23 protein-coding genes are annotated in these 22,309 nt (G+C 73.6%); 5 read left to right on the top strand and 18 right to left on the bottom strand.

The genetic code is table 11. From position 1 onward, the window contains the following. Positions 1-33 precede the first annotated feature (33 nt). Together I5Q34_RS21045 and I5Q34_RS21040 are read left to right on the top strand one after the other, a co-directional pair. Complete coding sequence (locus I5Q34_RS21045) at positions 34-891, top strand: 3-hydroxybutyryl-CoA dehydrogenase (RefSeq protein ID WP_199893866.1); 858 nt, start codon at positions 34-36, stop codon at positions 889-891. Positions 892-1,102: 211 nt separating this feature from the next. After that, on the top strand, positions 1,103-1,360 hold the full coding sequence (locus tag I5Q34_RS21040) for a hypothetical protein (RefSeq protein ID WP_199893865.1): 258 nt from the start codon (positions 1,103-1,105) through the stop codon (positions 1,358-1,360). A gap of 48 nt (positions 1,361-1,408) precedes the next feature. Here the strand turns inward: I5Q34_RS21040 and I5Q34_RS21035 are convergent, their stop codons facing one another. The 9 genes from I5Q34_RS21035 to infC form a co-directional block, all read right to left on the bottom strand. Next, the gene (locus tag I5Q34_RS21035; RefSeq protein WP_199893864.1) at positions 1,409-1,939 is read right to left on the bottom strand and encodes an NUDIX hydrolase; all 531 of its coding nucleotides are present in this window, start codon (positions 1,937-1,939) and stop codon (positions 1,409-1,411) included. A gap of 58 nt (positions 1,940-1,997) precedes the next feature. After that, the gene (locus I5Q34_RS21030; RefSeq protein ID WP_199893863.1) at positions 1,998-3,335 is read right to left on the bottom strand and encodes a lipopolysaccharide assembly protein LapB; all 1,338 of its coding nucleotides are present in this window, start codon (positions 3,333-3,335) and stop codon (positions 1,998-2,000) included. 285 nt (positions 3,336-3,620) lie between these two features. Further along, complete coding sequence (pheT, locus tag I5Q34_RS21025) at positions 3,621-6,128, bottom strand: phenylalanine--tRNA ligase subunit beta (protein WP_199893862.1); 2,508 nt, start codon at positions 6,126-6,128, stop codon at positions 3,621-3,623. Further along, positions 6,128-7,246, bottom strand: a complete 1,119-nt coding sequence (gene pheS, locus I5Q34_RS21020; protein ID WP_199894295.1) for a phenylalanine--tRNA ligase subunit alpha — start codon at positions 7,244-7,246, stop codon at positions 6,128-6,130. The genes pheT and pheS overlap by 1 nt, the downstream gene beginning before the upstream one ends. 144 nt (positions 7,247-7,390) lie before the next feature. Then, positions 7,391-8,491, bottom strand: coding sequence for an ATP-binding protein (locus tag I5Q34_RS21015; protein ID WP_277965508.1), 1,101 nt, complete (start codon positions 8,489-8,491; stop codon positions 7,391-7,393). A gap of 57 nt (positions 8,492-8,548) precedes the next feature. Beyond that, the gene (locus I5Q34_RS21010) at positions 8,549-9,403 is read right to left on the bottom strand and encodes an RNA methyltransferase (protein ID WP_199893860.1); all 855 of its coding nucleotides are present in this window, start codon (positions 9,401-9,403) and stop codon (positions 8,549-8,551) included. 101 nt (positions 9,404-9,504) lie between these two features. Beyond that, positions 9,505-9,891, bottom strand: a complete 387-nt coding sequence (rplT, locus tag I5Q34_RS21005; RefSeq protein ID WP_004944290.1) for a 50S ribosomal protein L20 — start codon at positions 9,889-9,891, stop codon at positions 9,505-9,507. Between the two features lie 95 nt (positions 9,892-9,986). Next, a complete protein-coding gene (gene rpmI / locus I5Q34_RS21000) occupies positions 9,987-10,181 on the bottom strand; it encodes a 50S ribosomal protein L35 (RefSeq protein ID WP_016576627.1) in 195 nt (64 codons plus the stop codon). A gap of 123 nt (positions 10,182-10,304) precedes the next feature. Beyond that, positions 10,305-10,940 (bottom strand): translation initiation factor IF-3, encoded by a 636-nt coding sequence (gene infC, locus I5Q34_RS20995; protein WP_199894294.1) that lies wholly within the window; start codon positions 10,938-10,940, stop codon positions 10,305-10,307. A gap of 356 nt (positions 10,941-11,296) precedes the next feature. Here infC and I5Q34_RS20990 point away from each other — a divergent pair, with 356 nt between their 5' ends. Continuing rightward, positions 11,297-11,683, top strand: a complete 387-nt coding sequence (locus I5Q34_RS20990) for a DUF1844 domain-containing protein (protein ID WP_199893859.1) — start codon at positions 11,297-11,299, stop codon at positions 11,681-11,683. A gap of 133 nt (positions 11,684-11,816) precedes the next feature. Here I5Q34_RS20990 and I5Q34_RS20985 read toward each other — a convergent pair whose 3' ends face one another. The 3 genes from I5Q34_RS20985 to I5Q34_RS20975 all read right to left on the bottom strand — a co-directional run bounded on the left by I5Q34_RS20985 (position 11,817) and on the right by I5Q34_RS20975 (position 15,271). Further along, positions 11,817-12,632, bottom strand: a complete 816-nt coding sequence (locus I5Q34_RS20985) for an MIP family channel protein (RefSeq protein ID WP_199893858.1) — start codon at positions 12,630-12,632, stop codon at positions 11,817-11,819. Between the two features lie 66 nt (positions 12,633-12,698). After that, on the bottom strand, positions 12,699-14,462 hold the full coding sequence (locus I5Q34_RS36100) for a S8 family serine peptidase (RefSeq protein WP_199893857.1): 1,764 nt from the start codon (positions 14,460-14,462) through the stop codon (positions 12,699-12,701). Continuing rightward, the gene (locus I5Q34_RS20975; protein ID WP_199893856.1) at positions 14,459-15,271 is read right to left on the bottom strand and encodes a hypothetical protein; all 813 of its coding nucleotides are present in this window, start codon (positions 15,269-15,271) and stop codon (positions 14,459-14,461) included. The genes I5Q34_RS36100 and I5Q34_RS20975 overlap by 4 nt, the downstream gene beginning before the upstream one ends. A 199-nt stretch (positions 15,272-15,470) precedes the next feature. Here I5Q34_RS20975 and I5Q34_RS20970 point away from each other — a divergent pair, with 199 nt between their 5' ends. Beyond that, positions 15,471-16,688, top strand: a complete 1,218-nt coding sequence (locus tag I5Q34_RS20970; RefSeq protein WP_199893855.1) for an alanine racemase — start codon at positions 15,471-15,473, stop codon at positions 16,686-16,688. Here the strand turns inward: I5Q34_RS20970 and I5Q34_RS35845 are convergent, their stop codons facing one another. From I5Q34_RS35845 to I5Q34_RS20955, 3 genes are all read right to left on the bottom strand, one after another. Then, positions 16,689-17,117 carry a chaplin gene (locus I5Q34_RS35845; RefSeq protein WP_199893854.1) on the bottom strand — a complete coding sequence of 143 codons (429 nt, stop codon included), beginning with the start codon at positions 17,115-17,117 and terminating at the stop codon, positions 16,689-16,691. It abuts the gene before it with no gap. Positions 17,118-17,225: 108 nt separating this feature from the next. After that, on the bottom strand, positions 17,226-17,531 hold the full coding sequence (locus I5Q34_RS20960) for an AzlD domain-containing protein (protein WP_199893853.1): 306 nt from the start codon (positions 17,529-17,531) through the stop codon (positions 17,226-17,228). Further along, complete coding sequence (locus tag I5Q34_RS20955; protein ID WP_199893852.1) at positions 17,528-18,190, bottom strand: AzlC family ABC transporter permease; 663 nt, start codon at positions 18,188-18,190, stop codon at positions 17,528-17,530. Before I5Q34_RS20955 ends, I5Q34_RS20960 begins: the two co-directional genes overlap by 4 nt. A gap of 56 nt (positions 18,191-18,246) precedes the next feature. Between I5Q34_RS20955 and I5Q34_RS35840 the strand changes: the two genes are divergently transcribed. Next, positions 18,247-18,828, top strand: coding sequence for a CGNR zinc finger domain-containing protein (locus I5Q34_RS35840; RefSeq protein ID WP_277965376.1), 582 nt, complete (start codon positions 18,247-18,249; stop codon positions 18,826-18,828). Here the strand turns inward: I5Q34_RS35840 and I5Q34_RS20945 are convergent. The 3 genes from I5Q34_RS20945 to I5Q34_RS20935 form a co-directional block, all read right to left on the bottom strand. Then, positions 18,801-19,664 carry an ion transporter gene (locus tag I5Q34_RS20945; RefSeq protein ID WP_199893851.1) on the bottom strand — a complete coding sequence of 288 codons (864 nt, stop codon included), beginning with the start codon at positions 19,662-19,664 and terminating at the stop codon, positions 18,801-18,803. The two genes, I5Q34_RS35840 and I5Q34_RS20945, sit on opposite strands and share 28 nt — an antisense overlap. Before the next feature lie 115 nt (positions 19,665-19,779). After that, the gene (locus I5Q34_RS20940) at positions 19,780-21,060 is read right to left on the bottom strand and encodes a haloacid dehalogenase-like hydrolase (protein ID WP_199893850.1); all 1,281 of its coding nucleotides are present in this window, start codon (positions 21,058-21,060) and stop codon (positions 19,780-19,782) included. A gap of 87 nt (positions 21,061-21,147) precedes the next feature. Further along, positions 21,148-21,936 (bottom strand): 3-oxoacyl-ACP reductase, encoded by a 789-nt coding sequence (locus I5Q34_RS20935; RefSeq protein WP_199893849.1) that lies wholly within the window; start codon positions 21,934-21,936, stop codon positions 21,148-21,150. Positions 21,937-22,309: the final 373 nt, after the last annotated feature.

The following is a 22,309-nucleotide window of genomic DNA, read 5'->3' as shown; positions in this document are numbered from 1 at the left end:
CGCCGCTCGGCGAAGATCAGAAAGGGCACGTTTGTGAGCGACATCGAACGCGTCGGGGTGGTCGGGTGCGGCCAGATGGGCGCGGGCATCGCGGAGGTGTGTGCCCGGTCCGGACTGGACGTCAAGGTCGCCGAGACCACGGGCGAGCGCCTGGAGCTGGGCCGTACCCGGCTGACCAACTCCCTGGCCAAGGCCGCCGAGCGCGGCAAGATCAGCGAGGAGGAGCGCGACGGGGCGCTGGCGCGGCTGAGCTTCACCACCGACCTCGGCGAGTTCGCCGACCGCGACCTGGTCATCGAGGCGGTCGTCGAGAACGAGCAGGTGAAGACCGAGATCTTCCAGGTGCTCGACCAGGTCGTGACCCGCAAGGACGCCATCCTGGCCTCCAACACCTCCTCCATCCCCCTGGTCAGGCTCGCCGTCGCCACCTCACGGCCCGACCGGGTCATCGGCATCCACTTCTTCAACCCGGCGCCCGTCCAGAAGCTGGTCGAGCTCATCCCCGCGCTCACCACCTCGCAGGAGACCGTGGCCCGCGCCGAGGAGCTCGTCGGCAAGGCGCTGGGCAAGCACGCGATCCGCGCCCAGGACCGCTCGGGCTTCATCGTCAACGCCCTGCTGATCCCGTACCTGCTCTCCGCCATCCGGATGTTCGAGTCCGGCGCCGCCGGCCGCGAGGACATCGACAACGGCATGGAGATGGGCTGCGCCCACCCCATGGGCCCGCTCAAGCTCGCCGACCTCATCGGCCTGGACACCGTCGCGTCGGTGGCGGACAGCATGTACGCGGAGTACAAGGAGCCGCTGTACGCCGCGCCCCCGCTGCTCCAGCGGATGGTGGACGCGGGCCGGCTGGGCCGCAAGTCCGGGGCGGGCTTCTACACATACTGAGCGCCACCGCGTACCGGCAACGGAAGGTCCCCTCACCGGCGTGAGGGGACCTTCCCCGTTCTGCCAACGGCCGCCGCCCGCCCGCCTGTTCACACAGGGTGTGAGAAGCCTGCTCGTACTCACCCTCCGCACACGCTCCCCTTCCCCGCTTTCCCGCGGTTGACTCTTCATGTCAGCCAGCACGGGGGAAGACCCGGAAGGAGTACGGACCGTGACCATCCATCCCGAGCACGCCGCCAAGGCGGGGGAGCTCGCGGAGCTCCGGCGCAGAGTCGATGTCGGCGTCGTCCGCATCGACGGCGACCTCGCCCTGCTCACCCAGCGCAGCGACCGGGCGGAGCGTGAGATCGACGAAGTCGCCGACCGCGTACGGGCGTTGGAGCACGGCAAGTGGCCCCTGCCGTCGCTTGCCGCGCTCACCGGCCTGGCGGCCCTGGCGCTCGCCGTCTGGCAGGCCGCCGGCCGGTGACCCCGGTCCCCACAAGCGCGGGGTGGGCCCATGGTGCCCCGCCGTCCGTCAGCCGAGCCGGATGTGGTGCAGCAGGAGCAGGGCCGCCGCCATGTTGGCGGCCGGCACCTCACCGCGGGCGATCAGGTCCGGGACGAGCTTGAGGGGCACCCACTCGCGGCGGTCCGACTCGAAGCCGTCCTCCGGGTCACCGATGTACTCCGCCTCGTCCGACCAGTAGATGTGGTGCCGGGCGTCGGTGAGCCCGTTGGACGGCTCGACGGACATCAGGTGCCTGAGCGGGCCAGGGCGCCACCCGGTCTCCTCCTCCATCTCCCGGGCCGCGGCCCGGTCGACCTCCTCGCCGTCCTCGACGACTCCGGCGGCCAGCTCCCAGCCCCAGTTGTCGGTGATGAAGCGGTGCCGCCACAGCAGCAGGACCTCATTGGCCGCGTTGACCACCGTGGCGGCCGCCACGGGGCGCAGCCGGATCAGGAAGTGGTCGAGATGCCGGCCGTCGGGGAGTTCGACGTCCGCGAGGTTGACCCGGAACCAGCGGTTCTCGTAGACGGTCAGTTCCTTGAGATTCTTCCAACGCACGTGTTGCCACCTTCCGCCGAGGTGGCCACCTACCCGGGCGTCGCCCTCACAAGGGTCCTCACAAGGGCACGCGCAGCGCCCCGTCGATCATCTCGGCGGCCTCGGCGGTGGCCGCGCACCCGCTTTCGACCAGGTGCTCGCGCACCGCCCGGAGCCGGTCGCGTAAGCGCTGCGATTCCATGCCCCTCGCCTGCTCGGTCATCTCCTGAGCGGTGGCCACCGCCTTGTCCGCGTCTCCCTGACGCAGCTCGATGTGCGTGAGCATGGCGAGCCGGTGGACACGGCCCCGGTCGTGGGCCGGGGTGTCGACGGCCCGGTCGGCGTGCTCACGGGCGGGTCCGAGGTCCCCCAGGCTGAGCAGCGCCTCGGCCACCTGGACGTTGACCAGCCCCGGTTGGACGTAGCCGGTCTCGGCGGGCTCCTGGCCCCGGTGGATGCGCTCGGCGGCGGATTCCGCGCGGCGGATGCAGGCCAGCGCCCCGGCGCCGTCCCCGAGCCGGGCGTACGCCTTGGCCTGCATCGCGTAGAGGTCGGCGGCGAGCGCCGGGGTCAGATGGGGTCCGCCGGAACGCAGCGCCGACTCGGCGAAGGCGACGGCCTGCCGGTACTCCCCCAGGAACAGGGACTGGTTGACCAGCAGGGCGACCACATAGGCACCCAGGCCGCGCTCCCCGCTGGCCTTGGCCAGGCGCAGCGCCTGGTGGAAGTAGCGCTGGGCCAGGCCGTGCGCGTCGGAGTCGTAGGCGCAGATGCCGGCGACGGCCACCAACCCGCCGGTGGCGCGGTGCAGTTGGCGGCCGGTGGCGTCGGAGTAGCTGCCGCGCAGCAGCGGGGCGGCCTCGGCGTTGAGGAAGCCGACGACCCGGGCGCGGGTGGCGATGCCGCCGGCCTTCCGGTACATCTGCTCGTAGTGGGTGCGGGCGGCGCGCAGCATGTCGATGTCGTCCATGGAGACCCGCGTCAGGCCGCGCCGGGAGACGTCGGCGTCCTCGGGCGGGTTCTCCCACTCCCAGACGGGGATGACGGCGTGGGTGCCGGTGACGGCCGGGGCGGTGACGACGTGCTCGCGCTGCTGCTCGTCGGAGCGCCACAGGGCGGTGGCCCGCTCGACGAAGCCGGACAGCGGGGTGCCGGGGACGCGGGGGGTGCCGGGTGTGCCCAGCCCGATGTCGTCGAGGGTCAGGGGCCGGTGCAGCCGCTCGCCGAGGACCTCGCAGAGGAGGTCGGGCACCTGGCCGCGCGGCCGCTGCCCCTTCAACCAGCGGGCCACGGCGGTGTGTTCGTAGCGCAACGCCAGACCCCGGGCGCGTCCGGCCGCGTTGACGTGAGCGGCCAGCCCGGCGTGGGATATCCCCGCCTCGTCCAGGATCGCGTCGAGCAGAGTGTTGGGCTCCATTGCCGCCCTCCGTGTGCGCTCGGTGGACTCAGCGTAACGGAAACGGATTCACACGGGGTGCGAACAGTTCAGCCCGTCCGGCGCTTGAGGACATCGCCCGAAGGGCGATGCGGGGCCGGGGGGCGCAGCCCCGGAAGAAACGGTGAAAGGGCGGGGAGGGGCACAGCCCGTCCGGCGTTTGAGGACGAACGCGGCGCAGCCGCGTTGCCCACGGCACCGCGGACACGCGAAGGGGCGCCCCGGCACAAAACCGGGGCGCCCCAACTCCACGTACCGCAAAGGCGGCTACGCGCCCCGCAGCACCGCCCCCGTCCGCTCGACCGCGACAGCCACGGCCGCGTCACGCGCGGCCGACGCCTCGTCGGCGGTCAGCGTCCGGTCGTCGGCACGGAACCGCAGCGCATACGCCAGCGACTTCTTCCCCTCGCCCAGCTGCTCACCGGTGAAGACGTCGAACAGCCGCAGCGACTCGAGCAGTTCACCGGCACCGGCCCGCAGCGCCGCCTCGACGTCACCGGCCGGCACCGAGCCGTCCACGACGAGCGCGACGTCCTGCGTGGCCACCGGGAAGGAGGAGACGTGCGGGGCCTCGACGGCGCCGCCGCCGGCCCGCTCCAGGCGGTCCAGCTCGATCTCCATCGCGCAGGTGCGCTCGGGCAGGCCGAACGCCTTGATGACGCGCGGGTGGAGCTCGCCGGCGCTGCCCACGAGCACCTCCTCGCCGTCGATCACGGCGAGCAGCGCGGCGCAGCGGCCCGGGTGGAACGGCGCGGTCTGGTCCTGGCGGACGATCAGCTCGACGCCGGCCTCGCGGGCCACGGCGCGGCCGGCCTCGACGGCGTCCGCCCAGCCGGCCGGGCGGCCCTGGCCCCACCAGCCGGTGCGCTCGCGGGCCCCGGCCAGGACGACGGCGGCGCGGCGCGGCTGGTGCGGCAGCGCGGCGTCCAGCCCGGCGATCTCCTCGTCGGTGGGCCGGCGGTCCACCGGCAGACGGGTGGCCGGGAGCTCCTCGCCGGTCGGCCGGAAGACCAGGCCGGTCTCGAAGAGCGCCAGGTCGTGCTCGCCCCGGCTGTCGTTGCGGCGCAGCGCGGCGAACAGCCCCGGCAGCAGCGTGGTGCGCAGCGCCGGCTCGGCCTCGGAGAGGGGGTTGAGCAGGCGCACGGTCAGGCGGCGCGGGTCGTCGGCCTCCAGGCCCAGGTGGTCCAGGGCCCAGTCGCCGATGAACGGGTAGCTGGGGGCCTCGACGTAGCCGGCGCCGGCCAGCGCGCGGCCGACCCGGCGGTGCAGCCGCTGGCGCGCGGTCAGACCGCGGCCGGCGGGCGGCTTGGGCAGGGTGGAGGGCAGGTTCTCGTAGCCCTCCAGCCGGATGACCTCCTCGGCGAGGTCGTTGGGGTCGGTGAGGTCGGGGCGCCAGCTGGGCACGGTGACGATCAGCTCGTCCTGCCCGTAGACGTCGCAGCCGACCTCCTGGAGGCGGCGCACGACGGTCTCCCGCCCGTACTCCACACCGGCCACCTTGTCGGGGTGGTCGGCGCGCAGCGGGATGGAGCGCGGGGCGCCGGGGGCCGCGAACTCGGTGACGCCGGCCTCGGGGGTGCCCCCGGCGAGCAGCACCAGCAGGTCGACGGTGCGCTGCGCGGCGGCGGAGGTCGCCTGCGGGTCCACGCCGCGCTCGAAGCGCTTGGACGCCTCGGAGGACAGCTTGTGGCGGCGGGCGGTGCGGGCGATGGCGACGGCGCCGAAGTGCGCGGCCTCGATGACGACCTCGGCGCTGCCGCCCTCGGCGGCGCCGGCGATCTCGGTGGTGGCGCCGCCCATGACACCGGCGAGGCCGATGGGGCCGTTGTCGTCGGTGATGACCAGGTCCTCGGCGTCCAGGACGCGCTTGGTGCCGTCGAGGGTGGTCAGCTTCTCGCCGGCCTCGGCGCGGCGGACGCCGATGGTGCCGGCGACGCGGGAGCGGTCGTAGGCGTGCAGCGGCTGGCCCAGCTCGAGCATCACGTAGTTGGTGACGTCGACGGTGAGGGAGACCGGGCGCATGCCGGCCTTCTGCAGCCGGCGCTGGAGCCAGATCGGCGAGCGCGCCTCGGGGTCGAGGCCGGTGACGGTGCGGGCGGTGAAGCGGTCGCAGCCGGCCGGGTCGGCGACGGAGACCGGGTAGCCGTACGAGTTGGGCGCGGGCACGTCCAGCAGGGCCGGGTCGCGCAGCGGGAGCCCGTAGGCGGTGGCGGCCTCGCGGGCGATGCCGCGCATGGAGAGGCAGTAGCCGCGGTCGGGGGTGACGGCGATGTCGAGGACGTCGTCGCGCAGTTCGAGCAGCTCGATCGCGTCGCTGCCGACCTCGGCCTCGGGCGGCAGCACGATGATGCCGTGCGTGCCGTCGTCGCCCATGCCCAGCTCGTCGCCGGAGCAGATCATGCCGCGCGAGACCTTGCCGTAGGTCTTGCGCTCGGCGATGGCGAAGTCGCCGGGGAGGACGGCGCCGGGCAGGGCCACGACGACCTTGTCGCCGACGGCGAAGTTGCGGGCGCCGCAGACGATCTCCTGCGGCTCGCCGGTGCCGTTGGCGGTGCCGACGTCGACGGTGCAGAAGCGGATCGGCTTGCGGAAGCCCTCCAGCTCCTCGATGGTGAGGACCTTGCCGACGGCCAGCGGGCCGGTGAGGTCGGCGCCGAGGTGCTCGACGCGCTCGACCTCCAGGCCGGCGGCGATGAGCTTGGCCTGCACGTCGCGGCCGGTCTCACCGGCCGGCAGGTCGACGTATTCCCGCAGCCAGGAAAGCGGGGCGCGCATCAGATCTCCATCCCGAACGGCCGGGTGAAGCGCACGTCACCCTCGACCATGTCTCGCATGTCCTCGACGTTGTGGCGGAACATCAGCATCCGCTCGATGCCGAACCCGAAGGCGAATCCGCTGTACTTCTCCGGGTCGATGCCCGCGGCGACGAGCACCCGGGGGTTGACCATGCCGCAGCCGCCCAGCTCGATCCAGCCCTCGCTGGAGCAGGTGCGGCAGGGGCGCTCCGGATTGCCGGCGGACTCCCCGCGGCACACGAAGCACTGCATGTCCAGCTCGGCGGACGGCTCGGTGAACGGGAAGTAGGCGGGACGCAGCCGGGTCTTCAGGCCCTCGCCGAACAGCGCGCCCACCATGTGCTCGAGGGTGCCCTTGAGGTCCGCCATGGTCAGGCCCTCGTCGATGGCGAGGAGCTCGATCTGGTGGAAGACCGGGGTGTGGGTGGCGTCCAGCTCGTCCGTGCGGTAGACGCGGCCGGGGCACACCACGTAGACGGGGGGCTCGCGGTCGAGCATCGAGCGGACCTGCACCGGGGAGGTGTGGGTGCGCAGCACGACGCCGGACTCGGTCTTCTTGGGGCCGGCCACGAAGAAGGTGTCCTGCATGGCGCGGGCCGGGTGGTCCGGCTCGAAGTTGAGGGCGTCGAAGTTGAACCACTCGGCCTCGACCTCGGGGCCCTCGGCGACCTCGTAGCCCATGGCGACGAAGACGTCCTCGACGCGCTCCATGAACGTGGTCAGCGGGTGGCGGGCACCGGCCGGCACGCGGTCGTACGGCAGGGTGACGTCCACCGCCTCCTCGACCAGCACACGGGCGTCGCGCTCCGCCTCCAGCTCGGTCTGGCGGGCGGCGAACGCCTTGTTCACGGCACCGCGGGCCATGCCCACGCGCTTGCCGGCGTCGGCCTTGGCCTGCGGCGGCAGGGCGCCGATCTCGCGGTTGGCGAGGGCGAGCGGGGAGCGGTCGCCGGTGTGGGCGGTCTTCGCCTCCCGCAGGGCGTCGAGGTCGGCGGCCGCGGCGAAGGCGGCGAGCGCCTCGTCCCGCATGCGCTCGATCTCTTCCGGTTTCAGTGCCTCGACCTCGACAGGGTCGTACGACTTGTTGGGTGCCGACATCTCTTCCCGTGCTTCCGACTGGCTGGCATGGACCGCGGCGGTGATGCCGCGCGGCTTCTCGCCCGGACGACTTGGTGCCATAAACGTGCCAAAGGTCGAGTCTAAGGGGCGTGGGGGTGGTGATGAGCCCGAGGGCCCGGCGGCTCAGCCCTGCGTGAGGAAAGCCGGGGCGCCCACGGGCAGCGTAAATCGGAACCGGGCGCCGCCGCGGTCGGCCCGTCCGACGGTGATCGTCCCGCCGTGGGCCTCGACGATGCCCTTGACGATGTACAGGCCCAGGCCGGTGCCGCCGCGCTTGCTGCCCCGCCAGAAGCGGGTGAAGACGCGGGTCATGGCCCCCTCCGGGATGCCGGGACCCTCATCGCTCACGGTGACCGCCGTTCCTTCCGTGCCGGCGCTCGTGACGGCCGGTGCCACCTCCATGGTGACGGTTCCGCCGCCGTGGCGCACCGCGTTTTCCAGGAGGTTGCCGAGCACCTGGTCGATCTTGTCGGGATCGGCCCACAGCGGCGGCAGCGGTTCCACCACCTCGATCACGAAACGGTCGGGCCGCTGCCCGCGGGCCGTCTGCGCCGCGACGTGCCGGCGCACGGCCCCGGCCATGTCGACCGGCTGGCGGCGCACCTCCAGGCGGCCGGAGTCGATGCGGGAGATGTCCAGCAGCTCGGCGATCAGCCGGGTGACCCGGTCCGCGTCGGCGTCCACGGTCTGAAGCATCAGCCGCTTCTGGTCGTCGGTGAACCGCTCCCACTTGGCCAGCAGCGTGGCCGTGAAGCCCTTGACGGAGGTCAGCGGCGAGCGCAGCTCGTGGGCGACGGTGGCGATCAGCTCGGCGTGGCTGCGCTCGGTGCGCCGGCGCGCCTCGGTGCCGCGCAGCTGGACGACGAGCCGCACCACCGGGCCGCCGGGCCGCTCGCGCACGTAGCGGGCCGAGACCAGCACCTCGCGGCCGCCGGGCAGCAGCAGGTTGCACTCCGGCTGGCCGGTGCGGGTGGAGAGCCCGCCGTAGGGCTCGGTCAGCCGCCACCAGCGGCGTCCGTCCAGGTCCTCCAGCGGCAGGGCGCTCTCCAGCGGGCGGCCGAGCGCCTCGTCCGCCGGCAGGGCGGTGATGCGGGCGGCCGCGGCGTTGAAGCAGACCACGCGGCCGGACGCGTCGGCGACGACCAGGCCGTCGGGCAGGTCGTCGGGGTGCAGCACGCCGCCCGCGCCGTCGACGGCGACGGCGGCTCCGGACGCGGAGCCCACGGCAGTTGTCCCACTCACACCCGACGCCCCCTCCTGAGCCCCAGGTGCGTCACCCTACTAGCTGGAGGTAACAGAGCGGCACCCTCCGGACGCGCGCTGCGCACGGGCCGAGGCGTACAGGCACACGGCCGCGGCCGTGGCGAGGTTGAGGCTCTCGGCCTTGCCGTGGATGGGCACGCGCACCACCTCGTCCGCCAGCGCGCGGGTCTCCTCCGGCAGCCCCCAGGCCTCGTTGCCGAAGACCCAGGCGGTGGGGCCGCCCATGGCGCCGCGGTCCAGTTCGGCGTCCAGGTCGCGCTCGCCCGCGCCGTCGGCGGCCAGGATCCGCACCCCGGCCTCCCGCAGGCCGCGCACGGCCTGCTCGACGGGGACGCCGACGGCGACCGGCAGGTGGAACAGGGAGCCCACCGAGGCCCGCACCGACTTGGGGTTGTAGAGGTCGACCGAGGCGTCGGTGAGCACGACCGCGTCCGCGCCGGCGGCGTCCGCGCAGCGCAGCACCGTGCCGGCGTTGCCGGGGTCGCGCACGTGGGCGAGGACGGCGACCAGCCGCGGCCGGGCGGCCAGGATCTCCTCGAAGGGGCTGTCCAGGAAGCGGCAGACGCCGACCAGGCCCTGCGGGGTCACGGTCTGCGAGAGGTCGGCGACCACGGCGTCCGACGCGAGATGCACCGGGACGCCGGCCGCCAGCGCCGCGCCGACGATCTCCGCGTGCCGCTCGGCGGCGTCCACGGTCGCGAAGAGCTCCAGCAGCGTGGGCCGGCCGCCGCAGCGGTGCTCGATCGCCTCGCGCACGGCCTGCGGGCCCTCCGCGATGAAGCGCCGCTCCTTGACCCGGAAGCTCCGCTTGGCCAGCCGCCGGGCGGCGACGACGCGGGGGGAACGGGGGGAGATCAGCTCGGGGGTGCCCATGTGGCGGTGGCTCGATTCGTTTCCTGGGACGGTCCGTACAACGGCCGGACCCGCAGGCCGAGGGCCTGCGGGTCCGGTCGGAAGCCTTACGGCTCGGTGGCTCAGGCAGCGGCCTTCGGCGCGTTGACGTCGGCCGGCAGCGCCTTCTGGGCGACCTCGACGAGCGCGGCGAACGCGTTCATGTCGTTGACCGCGAGCTCGGCCAGGATCTTGCGGTCCACCTCGATGTTGGCGGCCTTCAGACCCTGGATGAGGCGGTTGTAGGTCATGCCGTTCTGGCGGGCAGCGGCGTTGATGCGCTGGATCCACAGCTGACGGAAGTCGCCCTTGCGCTTCTTGCGGTCGTTGTAGTTGTAGACCAGGGAGTGGGTGACCTGCTCCTTGGCCTTGCGGTACAGGCGCGACCGCTGGCCGCGGTAACCGCTGGCCTGCTCCAGGATCGCCCGGCGCTTCTTGTGCGCGTTGACTGCGCGCTTGACGCGTGCCACTTGTTAACTCCTTGTAGCGGGGCCGTGGTTGATTCTCACACGACCCGGAAACGATTGGGTCCCGGTCGGGAGTCGGGCGCTGTGCGCGCCCGGACTCACTTGCCGAGAAGCTTCTTGATCTTCGCGGCGTCGCCCGGGGCCATCTCGGCGTTGCCGGTGAGGCGACGCGTCACACGGGACGACTTGTGCTCGAGCAGGTGGCGCTTGCCGGCGCGCTCGCGCAGGACCTTGCCGGAGCCGGTGACCTTGAAGCGCTTGCTGGCACCGCTGTGCGTCTTGTTCTTCGGCATGCGCCGTATCTCCTCGTCGGTGGCGCTCCCCGCCCGTGGTGCGGGCGCACGGGAGCGTCAGCTGTGTTCGTTTGGTGTCCGGGGCCGGGGCCCCGGGTGAACCGGGGCGCGAGCGCCCCGGGATCACGCCTCTGCGGGCTCCTCGGCGTCCGCGCCGGAAGTGCCCTGACGCTCGGCCTTGCGGGCCGCCTGCGCCTCGCGGGCTTCGGCCATCGCCTCGGTCTTCTTCTTGTGCGGACCGAGGACCATGATCATGTTGCGGCCGTCCTGCTTGGGGTTCGACTCCACGAAACCCAGGTCCTGGACGTCTTCCGCGAGCCGCTGCAGCAGTCGGTAGCCCAGCTCGGGCCGGGACTGCTCGCGACCACGGAACATGATCGTGATCTTGACCTTGTCGCCCTGCTTGAGGAACCGGACGACGTGACCCTTCTTGGTGTCGTAGTCGTGCGGGTCGATCTTCGGCCGGAGCTTCATCTCCTTGATGACCGTGTGCGCCTGGTTCTTGCGCGCCTCACGGGCCTTCATGGCCGACTCGTACTTGAACTTCCCGTAGTCCATGAGCTTGCAGACCGGCGGGCGGGCGTTGGCCGCCACCTCGACCAGGTCGAGGTCGTACTCCTGCGCAAGCTCCAGTGCCTTGGCAAGCGGCACGATGCCGACCTGCTCGCCACTGGGACCGACAAGTCGCACCTCGGGAACGCGAATCCGGTCGTTGATGCGGGGCTCGGCGCTGATGGATCCTCCTCGGTAGCACCACACGGCCGCCTGGCGGGCTGCCGCGTAACGTTTCGTAAAGACCAACCGCGCCGGGCATTTTTCATTTACCGCATGAAAAATGCCCCGGACGGGACACAGGCGGGGCTCCAAGCAACCGGAGCACCACCACGGTGAACCGCGGGGCGCATCTCGGACGGCTCCATCGTCCGTACGGAACGATGGGGACCGTCTGACCGGAGACCTGCCGGCCCGAAGCCGGCGAGGTGGGAGAGCGGAGCCTCCACTTGTGGGTCGGACACGTGAATGACCGACCGGTCGATCCCCCACTTTACCAGCCGGGGAGCAGGGGTGCGAACCCATGACAAACCGATTCTCCACCGGCACGTATCGTGTCGCCCATGAGTGACCCCAACTCCCCTGACCAGGCCCAGGAGCAGGCTCCCGGGCAGGCCCCCGACTTCGACACCATGACCCGCGACATCGCCGACGTCCCGGCGGTCGAGGTGATCACCACGGTGGCCGTCCACCTGATGAGCTCGGCCGCCGTCAACCTCGGCCTGGCCGAGGAGGGCGACCAGCACAAGGATCTGGACGAGGCGCGCAAGCTGATCACCGCGCTCGCCGGTCTGGTCACCGCGAGCGCGACGGAGATCAGCAACTTCCACGCGGGTCCGCTGCGCGACGGGCTCAAGTCGCTCCAGCTGGCCTTCCGGGAGGCGTCGGTCGTGCCGGACGAGCCGGGGCAGGGGCCCGGCGAGAAGTACACCGGGCCCGTCTTCGGCTGAGGCCTCAGCGGGTCGTCAGGGGCGGGGGGCGGTTCATGTGCGGCTCCGCCGGGTGGGCGCGACCGGCCGCGGACGGCCCGCTGCCGGCCGACCGCACATCCAGGGCAGCCTGACCGCACACCCGGCGGAGCGCCTACCGCTCCTGAGCCGGAGGCTCCGGCTCACCGGGCGCCGGCGGGGCCTCCGCCGCCCGGTGACCGCCCAGGGCGCGCTCGTCCGCGATCAGCACGGGCGCGCCGTGCGGCTGGACGACCTGGTGGGCGAAGGTCGCCAGCACGGCGCCGATCAGCGGCGCGACGATGAACAGCCACACCTGGGAGAAGGCGGTGCCGCCCGCGAAAACGGCCGGGCCCAGGCTCCGGGCCGGGTTCACGGAGGCGCCGGTCAGCGGGACGCCGACGAGGTGGATCACCGCCAGGACGAAGCCGAGGGCCAGCGGGCCGAAGCCGACCACGGCGACCTTGTGCGTCACCGCGAGCCACACGAACACCAGCAGGAAGGTCAGGACGACCTCGGCGAGGAACGCGCCGCCGGTGTTGATGTGCACCGCCGAGCGGTCCCCGAACCCGTTGGTCCCGAAGGTCCCCTCCACGCTCAGCCCCGGCACCTGCTTGGCCAGCAGGAGCAGCAGCGCCGCGCCGACGATGGCGCCCACGAACTGCGCGACCCAGTACTCGATCGCCGTGCGCAGCGCGATCCGGCCCTCCAGCAGCATGGCCAGCGTCACCGCGGGATTGAAATGCGACCCCGAGATCGGGCCCAGCGCGTAGCTCAGGGCCAGGAGGGTGAACCCGAAGGCCAGGGCGATGCCCAGGGCGCCGATGTAGTCCGCCGCGAGGACGGCGGACCCTACGGCGAAGAAGACGAACAACAGCGTGCCGAGGAACTCGGCCGCCACCGTCCGCGTCTCCACGGGGTCAAGCTTGAGGGGGTCCAGCCTGGCGTCCATGGCGTCCTCCCGGGGATCTCGTGGACCTTCCTCGCATTGTCGGACGGTCCTTCCCGGGGCGCCTGTTCAGCGGGTGAACAGTGGCTCGCCGGGCACCTGGGCGCCGGGCTGCAGCAGGGCCAGGTCCAGGCCGCGCACCAGACGGGCGCGCAGCACCTCGTCGGCCGCGAGCGCGCCGGCGACGCGCTGCGCCACCTCGGCGGGGGCGGCGCCGTCCGCCAGCCCCAGCGCCAGCGTCCCGTCCGCGTCCTGCGCGGGGACGAGGTGGGCCCGGACGACGCCCTCCTCGGCCGCCAGCACGCCGCGCAGCGCGTCCGTGACGGACGGGTCCGCGAGCGGGTCGGCGGTGGTGCGGCCCTCGGCGAGGGCGAGCAGGGCCGGACCGGTCAGCGGATAGGTGACGGGACCCGCCAGATCCAGCACGATCGTGTCCGCCTTCTCGTGGGCGGCGGCCTGGAGGGCCTGGTGCAGGGGGACGGCCACGGGGCGGGCGTCGGCGCGCCAGCGGGCGAGGGTCTCCAGGGACGTGAAGGCGGGCAGCGCGCGGCGTCCGTCCGGGGCCTGCAGCGTCGGTACGGCCATGTCGCTGCTCTTCTCGCGCTTCAGCCCGTCCGGGCCGGTCTCGGCCTCGCCGAGGATGGCGACGACGGGCACGAGCAGGCGGGCGCCCTTGAGCGCCGCCAGCACCTTCGGCTCGGCGCCCGGCTCCGCGGCGGCCCAGGCGGCGAGCGCCTCGGCGAGTGCGGGGTCGGCGGAGCCGTCGTCGTCGGAGAAACCGGGGTCCGGGATGTTCTTGAGGGCCACGGGGTGAGGGTATCGGGGGGTGGGGGGCCGGTCCGGGGGCGGGTGCGCCCCGGGCCCCGCAATGCGGCTGCGCCGCATTGTCCTCAAGCGCCGGACGGGCTGGGTGCCCCTCCCCGCCCTTTCACCGTTTCTTCGCGCTCCGCGCGGGCAACGCGGCTGCTCCGCGCACCCCGGGCTGGGCCCGGGGTGCGCGGAGCGCAGCAGCGCCGCGGCGCCGGAGACGAAGGCCGCCGCGGCGCTCGTGCCCCAGCCCTCGTAGTAGCGCCGGTCGGGATCGGCGATGACGACGTCGACGCCGGGCGCGGCGACCGTCGCGTACCACCGCCGCGTGGAGAACGCGGCCCGCCCGCCGTAGCGGTCGACGGCGGTCACGGCGATGACGCCCGGGTACGCGGCGGGGTACGAGACGCGGTCCCCGTGCCCGCCCCCGTTGCCGGCCGAGGCGACGACCACGGCGCCGCGCGCCAGCGCGTAGCGGACGGCCGCGTCCTCGCCCGGATCCGGGTGCGCGCTCGCGCTGTCGTCGCCCAGGGACAGGTTGATAACGTCCGCGCCGTGGTCCGCCGCCCAGCGGATGCCCTCCGCCAGGGCGCTGCCGCGCGCTCCCCGGGCCCGGGACCGGGCGGGGTCGCCCTCCTCCAGGATCACCCGCACCGGCAGGATCCTGGCCTCGGGCGCGACGCCGACGACCCCGTCGCCGTCCCCCGGCCCGTGCCCGCGTCCGGCGACGATCCCGGCCATCGCCGTGCCGTGCCGCGCCCACGAGCGGTCCCCGCGCTCGGCGCCGAAGCCGACGAGGTCCTTGCCCGGCAGGACGCGGCCGCGCAGGTCCGGGTGGGTGGCGTCCACCCCGGTGTCGAGGACGGCGACGGTGACGCCCGCGCCCCGGGTGGTGCGCCACGCCTCCTGCGCGTGGAGGGCGTCGAGCGCCCACTCCTGGGCGCGGATGACGTCGGCGCGGACGGGCGCGGCACCGGCGGCCGTGACGCAGGCGGCGAGGGCGAGCGCCGCGACGGACCGCCTCACCGCCGCGCCGCCGCGGCGCGGAACGCGGACTCGATCCGGCCGGCCAACGCCCGTGCCTCGTGGCCGAGTCCGGCCTGGGCGACGTCCGAGGCCGCCCCGGGGACCACGGCCCGGGCGGCGGGCTGCAGCGCGGTGCCGGTCCGCCCGTCGGCGAAGCCGGTGACGGACCAGACGACGAGCGGCAGGTCGGTCCGCACGGCGAGCCACCAGGTCGCGCGCTGGGCGTCGCCGAAGCGGGCGGCGGCGGTGCCGGGCGGGGCGTACGGGCGGGGCAGCATGTCGGCGCGCTCGTCGAGGCGCCCGGCGGTGACGCGGGAGCGCAGGGCGCGCATCCCCGCCCGGTCCGTGCCGGTGACGAGCAGGCCGACCGTGGTGACGTTGGTGGACGTGACGTCCGCGTAGGTGGCGCGCAACAGGCGTCGGCAGCCCGCCGGTTCCAGGGCCCGGGCCAGCGCGGGGTCGAGGGCCGGCGCGCAGTCGCCGTCGGGGGCGACGCCCAGCCGCCGCCAGTCGCGGCTCGCGCCGCCGGGCCCGCCGTCCGGGGAGTGCACGCTGCGCGGGAAGAGTTCGTCCACCGGTACGTCCGACCAGAGCGTGCCGCCGCGTTCGTACGTGAGCTCCGCGGCCGTCCTCGACGGCGGGGCGGTGAGCCGGCCGCCCACGGCGGCGCCGCCGAGCAGCCCGAGGCCGAGGACGGCGCAGACGGCGACGGCCGCCGTACGGCGCGGCGGCGGGGCGGGGGCCGTGGCCGGCGGGTGCGCGGGGCGCGGGGGCACGGCCATCCGCACACGCTCCGCTTCGGTGGTCACCCTGCGCTCCCCCGCCCGGCCCGATGCCGATGAACCCCGATCAGATCACTGCAGAACGCCTCGCGGGGCAGGACGGTAACTCACGTCCGGGCACCCCCCGCAGGGCCGCGTCCACTCTACGGGGGACCGCCCCGCGGGGGCCATTCGCGGCCCGCCGCACCTCTACCCAGTGGTAATCGGCTCTGGCAGGCTGCGCCCCATGACGCCCGCCTTCGCACACGCCGTCGGCCCCTTCACCGACCGGGCCCGCTACGACCGGGCCACCGCGCACCTGGACGCCCCGCTGGCGGTGGCCGATCTGCGGGCCTTCGACGCCAACGCCGCGGACCTGGTGCGGAGGGCGGGGGGCAAGCCGGTCCGGGTGGCCACCAAGTCGGTGCGTTCCCGGGCGCTGTTGGAGCGGGTGCTGGAGCACGGGGGCTTCGCGGGGGTGATGACGCACACGCTCGCCGAGTCGCTGTGGCTGGCGCGTTCGGGCTTCGACGACGTGCTGCTGGCCTATCCGTCCGCCGACCGGGCAGGCTTCGCCGAGCTGTCCTCGGACGCCCGGCTGGCGCGGGCGGTCACGGTGACGGTCGACGATCCGGTGCAGCTCTCGCTGATCGACCGTGCCCGGACGGGGCGCCAGGAGATCCGGATATGCCTGGAGTTGGACACCTCGCTCAGACTCCTCGGCGGCCGGGTGCGCGTGGGGGCGCTCCGCTCCCCCGTCCACGCCCCGGCCCACCTGGCCGAGCTGGCCCGGGCCGTCGTCCGCCGTCCGGGCTTCCGGCTGGTGGGGCTGATGGCGTACGAGGCCCATGTGGCGGGTGTGGCCGACGCGGTGGCGGGGCGGCCGCTGTACTCCCGGGCCGTCCGCGCGGTGCAGGGCATGGCCCGGCGCGAGCTGGCCGCACGGCGGGCGGAGGCGGTGCGGGCCGTGCGGGAGGTCGCGGAGCTGGAGTTCGTCAACGGCGGCGGTACGGGCAGCGTGCAGCACACCGCGGCGGAGGCGGCGGTCACCGAAGTGGCGGCGGGCTCGGGGCTGTTCGCGCCGCGGCTCTTCGACCACTACGCGGCGTTCCGGGCCCGGCCCGCCGCCCTGTTCGCGCTGCCGGTGGTCCGCCGCCCGGGCGTGGGCGTGGTGACCGTCCTGGGCGGCGGCTACCCGGCGTCCGGCGCGGCCGGCCCCGACCGGCTGCCGGTGCCCTACCTCCCGGAGGGGCTGCGCCTGGCCGGGCGGGAGGGGGCGGGCGAGGTGCAGACGCCGCTGCTGGGCCACGCGGCGGACGACCTGCTCATCGGCGACAAGGTGTGGTTCCGCCACGCGAAGGCGGGCGAACTGTGCGAGCGCTTCGCGCAGTTGCACCTGGTCGAGGACGACGCGGTGGTGGGGACGGTGCCGACGTACCGGGGCGAGGGCCGCACGTTCCTGTGATCAGTGGATCTTGCAGACGTTCCCGAGGCTCGGGTTGAGCGCCGCGAGGACGTCGATGCTGTTCCCGCACACGTTGACGGGGATGTGGACCGGCACGCTCACGGCGTTGCCGGAGAGGACCCCGGGCGAGTGCGCGGCCCAGGCCCCCGCGTGCCCGCGGTCGTACCCCCGCTCGTGCCCGTATCCCCGCTCGTGACCGTGGCCGTGTCCGTGGCCGTGCTCATGACCGTGGCCGTACCCGCGGTCGTGGTCGTACCCGCGGTCGTGGTCGTACCCGCGGTCGTGACCGTGACCGCGGTCGTGACCGTGACCGCGGTCGTGGTCGCGGCCGTGCGGCCCTTCGGTGGCGGAGGCGGCGCCGGCGGGAACGGCGAGGAGGGCGGCCGCGGTGACGGCGGTCAGCACGGCGGCCTTGCGGGAGCGGGACATGGGGTTCCTCCGGGGGTGCGTGAGTTCAGCCGGAGACTTCCCTATTTGTCACATGAGCTGACACAGTTTCACCCGGACGGGCCCGCCGGGCCGGCCGCCGCACCGGGATCACCCCGCGAACCGCAGCGCCGCCGTCACCACCACCGCCCCCGCCATCGCCACCATCAGCGGCGCCCGCAGCATCCGCAGCACGACCACGGCCGCGACCCCGGCGACGACCGTGAGGTCGAAGGCTCCCCAGCCGGGCCCGGCGAGGTCCACGACCACGAACCCGGCGAGCAGCGCGGGGGCGACCATGGCGATCACCGACCGCGCACGGCCGGGCAGTTCGCGGTCGCCGAGGACGGCGGGCCCGGCGGCCTTGAAGGTGAAGCTGAGCAGGGCTATGGCGCCTATGGCGATCCAGAGGGTCATCGCGCGGGCCTCCGCGGGGAGAGGAGCGCGGCGGCCGCCGCGCCGATCAGGGCGGGCCCGGTGGGCAGGACGAGGACGAGCCCGCCCGCGATCACCGCACCGAGCAGGGCGGGCAGCCGGTTGGCGCGCGTCCCGCGCACCTCGTCGAGCAACAGGGCCATGAACAGGGCGGGGGTGAGGACGTCGAGCCCGAGGCGGTGCAGCAACTCCGCGTCCGGGGCGAGGACGACGCCCAGCGCCGTGCCCGCGACCCACGCGGGCCACTGGATCACCGTCGCGCCGAACAGCAGCTGCCGGTCGAACCGCCCGCCGCCGAGGTGCGCGGCGGCCCACGACCCGTCGACGACGGCCTGGCCCTCCAGCGCCCGGCGCAGCCGCCCGCCCCGCAGGTCGCCGGCGACGGCGATGCCCATCGGCAGGAAGCGGCTGTTGACGAGCGCGGCGGCGGTGACGGCCGCGAGGGCCCCTCCCCCGGCGCCCAGCGTCGCGACCAGCGCGAACTGCGCCGAGCCGGAGAAGACGACCAACGAGCAGAACACGGGCGCCAGTTGCCCCCACCCCTGCCCCCGGGCGACCGCCCCGAAGCTGATGGCGAGCAGGAACGTGGCCACGGCCAGCCCGGATCCGGCCTTGAGGCCGGCTCGGAAGCTACGGTTCATGATCGGAGACTAACACCCATAACCGCGTTTGATCGTTAGTTATTTAGGATGCACGAGTGACCCCGACAACCACCCCCGAAGCAGACGTGGCGCCCATCGCCGGACATCCCGTGCTCGATTTCGCCAACACCGTGGCCTGGCGCACGGATCCGGACCGCCGCGCCGAGCGGGTGACCGGCCCCGCCGCCTGGCTGCGCTGGGCGGCGGCGGCCGGACTGCCCGTCGACCGGAACGCCGACCGGGATGCCGACCGGGACGTCCTCGCTGGCCTCCTCGCGCTGCGCGCGGCCCTGTGGCCCGTCCTGGACGCGCTGGTGGACGACGCGCCGCCGCCGGAGGAGGCGTGGCACGCCCTCGCGGACGCGGTCCGCGGCGCCCGCGAACACTCCGCGCCCCCGCCCGCGTTCCCCCTGCGCTGGCAGCCGCCCGGCCTGGCGCACGCCCTGGCCCTCCGGGCGGAGGAACTCCTCGCGGACCCGGCCCTGCTCCCCCGCGTCCGCCGCTGCGAGGGCCCGGGCTGCGGCTGGTTCTTCCTCGACCGCAGCCGCGGCGGCACCCGCCGCTGGTGCAGCTCGGGCGACTGCGGCAACCGCGCCCGCGCCCGCCGCCACTACGCGCGCACGCGGGGCCGTTCCTGACGACCGCCGGAACGTTCCCGCTCCACGGCGGCCAGCCCCTCCTCCAGTTCGTCGAGGGCCGCGCGGGCGGCGGCTATGCGGTCGTGCAGCAGCTCGGTGTCCGAGGCCGGCCGTTCCCGGCGGGCCTCGGAGCGGTGGGCCTCCTCCAGGGACTGGATGACGACCCCGATCAGCAGGTTGACCAGGACGAAGGACGCGAGCAGCACGTACGAGGCGAAGTAGAGGATGCTCCAGCGGGAGATCTCCAGTCCGCCGCGGACCGCGTCGCCCAGCCCGTCCAGGGTCATGAGCAGGAAGAGCGTCAGCGCCGCCCGGCCGATGGAGCCGTAGTGCTGCGGATCGTCGTCGGCGAAGAAGACCCAGCCGACCATGGCGTAGACGTACAGCAGCAACGTGCCGACGAGCAGGAAACTGACCGTCCCCGGCAGGCTCTTGCCGACGGCGACGATGATGACGCGCAGCTGCGGCAGGAAGCGGGCGGCCCGCAGCACCCGGGCGAGGCGCAGCAGCCGCAGGGCGGTGGCGTTCTGCTGCGCGAAGGGAAGCGCGGCGAGGAGGAGGACGGCGAGGTCGAAGACGTTCCAGGGGTCGCGGAAGAATTCGCGCGGGCGGTCGGCGTGGGCGAGGGCCCGTAAGGCGGTCTCGACGGCGAAGGCGGCGAGGAAGACGTCCTCGACGGCGGTGAGTTGGGCGTCGTAGCGGGCCTTGAAGCCCGCGTAGGTCTCCACGCCCAGGACGGCGGCGTTGGCGAGGATGAGGACGAAGGCGAGGGTGGAGAACCAGGCCGCGTCGGTGATGCGACGGCAGCGCCGTGCCAGCGAGCCGGCCTTGTTCACTTTTGTTCCTCGCCTTCGTGTGCCACGCCCCCGTCCCAAGAAGTTGATCTTAGGGGGCGCGCGAAGCCCCGCCGTCCTCGCGGGCGGCGGGGCTTCGTTCCGGGGAGCACGGGGCTCAGGCGGCGGCGTCCGCCTGGTCCGGGATGACCGAGCCGTCGTGGCGGCGGAGCGGTGCCTGCTTGCCGTCGGGGCGGGTGTAGCCCGCCGTGGAGCAGGCGTACGTGCCCGACTTGCGCGGCATCGGGTCGATGAACATCGGGTTGGCGACCCAGCGGCCGTCCTCGTTGTCGTAGGCGCGGCACATCAGCTCGGCCTTGTTGCGGTTGATGGCGAGGTGGGCGCCGGTCGCGTCGTCGACGAAGGTGACGTCCGTGTCGGCGTCGCCCGCGCCGAGCGCGATGCGGTGGGCGAAGTCCTGCTTCTGCCAGGCCTTGGCGCCCTTGATCTTGAAGATGTGCTCGTTGATCATGCAGCGCTTGCCGTCCATGTACGGCAGGGCCTCGCCCATGCCGTCCTTGACGTCGCCGCAGCCCTTGATGCCCGGGGTCAGCTTGCCCTTCTTGACGATGCTGCGGATGCCGATGGTGTGGGCCTTGTCGAGGCCGACGCCGCCGGACCACGCCTCGGCGATGGGCTCGGAGGAGGCGGAGACGATGTAGACGTCGAAGCCGGCCTTCTTCAGCGTGCGGATCAGGTCCTTCTGCTGGTCGTAGTAGCGGACGTAGCCGGCGATGGTGTGGGTGCCGACGGTCTGCTTGCTGCCGAGGGGCGCGGCGAGCTGCTCGGCGCGGGCCTTGCTCGCGAACGAGCCGAGGGCGGCCGGGGTGTGGCCGGAGAACAGCTGGGGGATCCAGGCGTACGCCGGGACCGTGCGGCGGTGGTTCCACTTGCCCGCGAAGGCGGCGTCACCGGCCATGGTCTTCGACTTCTCGCGGATCTCGAAGATCTCGTCGGCGCAGCGGACGTTCTTCGAGGTGCGCAGCGGCTTGCCCACGGGGACGGACGTGCCGCAGGCCTTCGTCAGCGCCCGGTCCGCGGCCGGGGTCAGCCACTTGCTGGTGTCCTTCCAGCTCTTGGGCCGGAGGATCTTGTCGTGCTTGAGGGCCCAGGCCAGGGTGGCGTCCGTGATGTCGTTCTTGACGACGGTGTTGTCCCAGTCGAAGGCGGCGACCGGGCGGGGACCGCCGGTCCGGCCGGAGCAGGTGCCGCGCTCGTCGATCATCCGCTGGAGCTTGGCGCGGTTGGTGCCGAACCACTTGATGTTCTTGTCCAGCTGGGGACAGTGGGCGCGGGCCGCGGCCGAGGGGGCTGCGGGGGCCGCGGTGGCGGTGGGGACCGAGGCGGCGAGGGCTGCGGTGATCACGAAGCCGACGGCGGTGGCGTACTTCTTGCGCATGCGTTCTCTTAGTGCTCTTCGTAGGGATGAGTGAGGACGGATCGGACGCCGGGGCCGGTGCTCGCCCCGGGCGTCCGATCATGGACCTTACATAGGCGTTACGTAAGCCCCGGAGATACCCCCGTCCACGAGGAACTCGGCCGCGTTCACGAACGACGCGTCGTCGCTGGCGAGGAAGGCGACGGCGGCGGCGATCTCCTCGGGCTCGGCGAACCGGCCGCCGGGTACGTGCACGAGCCGGCGCGCCGCGCGTTCCGGGTCCTTGGCGAACAGTTCCTTGAGCAGGGGCGTGTTCACCGGCCCCGGGCACAGGGCGTTGACCCGGATGCCGTCGCGGGCGAACTGCACGCCGAGTTCGCGGGAGAGGGCGAGGACGCCGCCCTTGGACGCGGTGTAGCTGATCTGCGACGTGGCCGAGCCGAGCACGGCGACGAAGGAGGCGGTGTTGATGATCGAGCCCTTGCCCTGGCGGCGCATGTACGGCAGGGCGGCCTTGCAGCAGAGGTAGACGGAGGTGAGGTTGACCTCCTGGACGCGCTTCCAGGCGTCGAGGGTGGTGGTGAGGATGGAGTCGTCCTCGGGGGGTGAGATGCCGGCGTTGTTGAACGCGATGTCCACCGAGCCGTAGGTGTCGTGGGCGGCGCGGAAGAGGGCTTCCACCTGCTCCTGATCGGTGACGTCCGCCCTGACGAACAGCCCGCCGACGGCGTCGGCGGCGGCCTTGCCCGCCTTGTCGTCGATGTCCGCGCAGACGACGTGGGCGCCCTCGGCGGCGAGGCGCCGCGCGGTCGCGAGACCGATGCCGCCGGCGGCGCCGGTGACGACGGCGGTGCGGCCGGGGAGGCGGTGGGAGGTGGGGCGGGGTTGTTCGGTCATGGGTTCGGGGTCCCTTCTGGGTGGGGTGGCGGGGGTGGGGGTGGGTGGGGTTGTTGTGCCCCAGTCCCGCCCTTTCACCGTTTCTTCCGGGGCAAGCCCCCCCCGGGCCCGTAACGCGGCTGCGCCGCGTTGACCGGGGGCTGCGCCCCCTGGACCCCTGGAACCGCGCTTCGCGCGGTGGGCGGGGGCTGCGCCCCCTGCACCCCCGAAGCGCCCTTCGGGCGCCGTCCTCAAGCTCCCCGGAGAGAGCAACCCCCGGACGGGCTGGAGTGCGCGCCCGCACCGGATATCGCCCCCACCGGGTATCACCCGCACCGGATATCCAGCCCGGGCGCGCCGATCCAGCCCGTCCGGCGTTTGAGGACGAGCGGCG

The organism is Streptomyces sp. AV19 (genome assembly GCF_015999245.1).
Lineage (GTDB): Bacteria > Actinomycetota > Actinomycetes > Streptomycetales > Streptomycetaceae > Streptomyces.
The sequence above is the reverse complement of the archived record's forward strand: the minus strand, read 5'-3'. Positions and strand labels throughout refer to the sequence as shown.

Coding starts and splice junctions, on each gene's coding strand:
- I5Q34_RS21030 (WP_199893863.1), bottom strand. CDS start 3,335: ATGGAGCCCAACACTCTGCTCGACGCGATCCTGGACGAGGCGGGGATA.
- pheT (WP_199893862.1), bottom strand. CDS start 6,128: ATGCGCGCCCCGCTTTCCTGGCTGCGGGAATACGTCGACCTGCCGGCC.
- pheS (WP_199894295.1), bottom strand. CDS start 7,246: ATGTCGGCACCCAACAAGTCGTACGACCCTGTCGAGGTCGAGGCACTG.
- I5Q34_RS21010 (WP_199893860.1), bottom strand. CDS start 9,403: ATGGGCACCCCCGAGCTGATCTCCCCCCGTTCCCCCCGCGTCGTCGCC.
- rpmI (WP_016576627.1), bottom strand. CDS start 10,181: ATGCCGAAGAACAAGACGCACAGCGGTGCCAGCAAGCGCTTCAAGGTC.
- I5Q34_RS20990 (WP_199893859.1), top strand. CDS start 11,297: ATGAGTGACCCCAACTCCCCTGACCAGGCCCAGGAGCAGGCTCCCGGG.
- I5Q34_RS20985 (WP_199893858.1), bottom strand. CDS start 12,632: ATGGACGCCAGGCTGGACCCCCTCAAGCTTGACCCCGTGGAGACGCGG.
- I5Q34_RS20970 (WP_199893855.1), top strand. CDS start 15,471: ATGACGCCCGCCTTCGCACACGCCGTCGGCCCCTTCACCGACCGGGCC.
- I5Q34_RS35845 (WP_199893854.1), bottom strand. CDS start 17,117: ATGTCCCGCTCCCGCAAGGCCGCCGTGCTGACCGCCGTCACCGCGGCC.
- I5Q34_RS20960 (WP_199893853.1), bottom strand. CDS start 17,531: ATGACCCTCTGGATCGCCATAGGCGCCATAGCCCTGCTCAGCTTCACC.
- I5Q34_RS20955 (WP_199893852.1), bottom strand. CDS start 18,190: ATGAACCGTAGCTTCCGAGCCGGCCTCAAGGCCGGATCCGGGCTGGCC.
- I5Q34_RS20940 (WP_199893850.1), bottom strand. CDS start 21,060: ATGCGCAAGAAGTACGCCACCGCCGTCGGCTTCGTGATCACCGCAGCC.
- I5Q34_RS20935 (WP_199893849.1), bottom strand. CDS start 21,936: ATGACCGAACAACCCCGCCCCACCTCCCACCGCCTCCCCGGCCGCACC.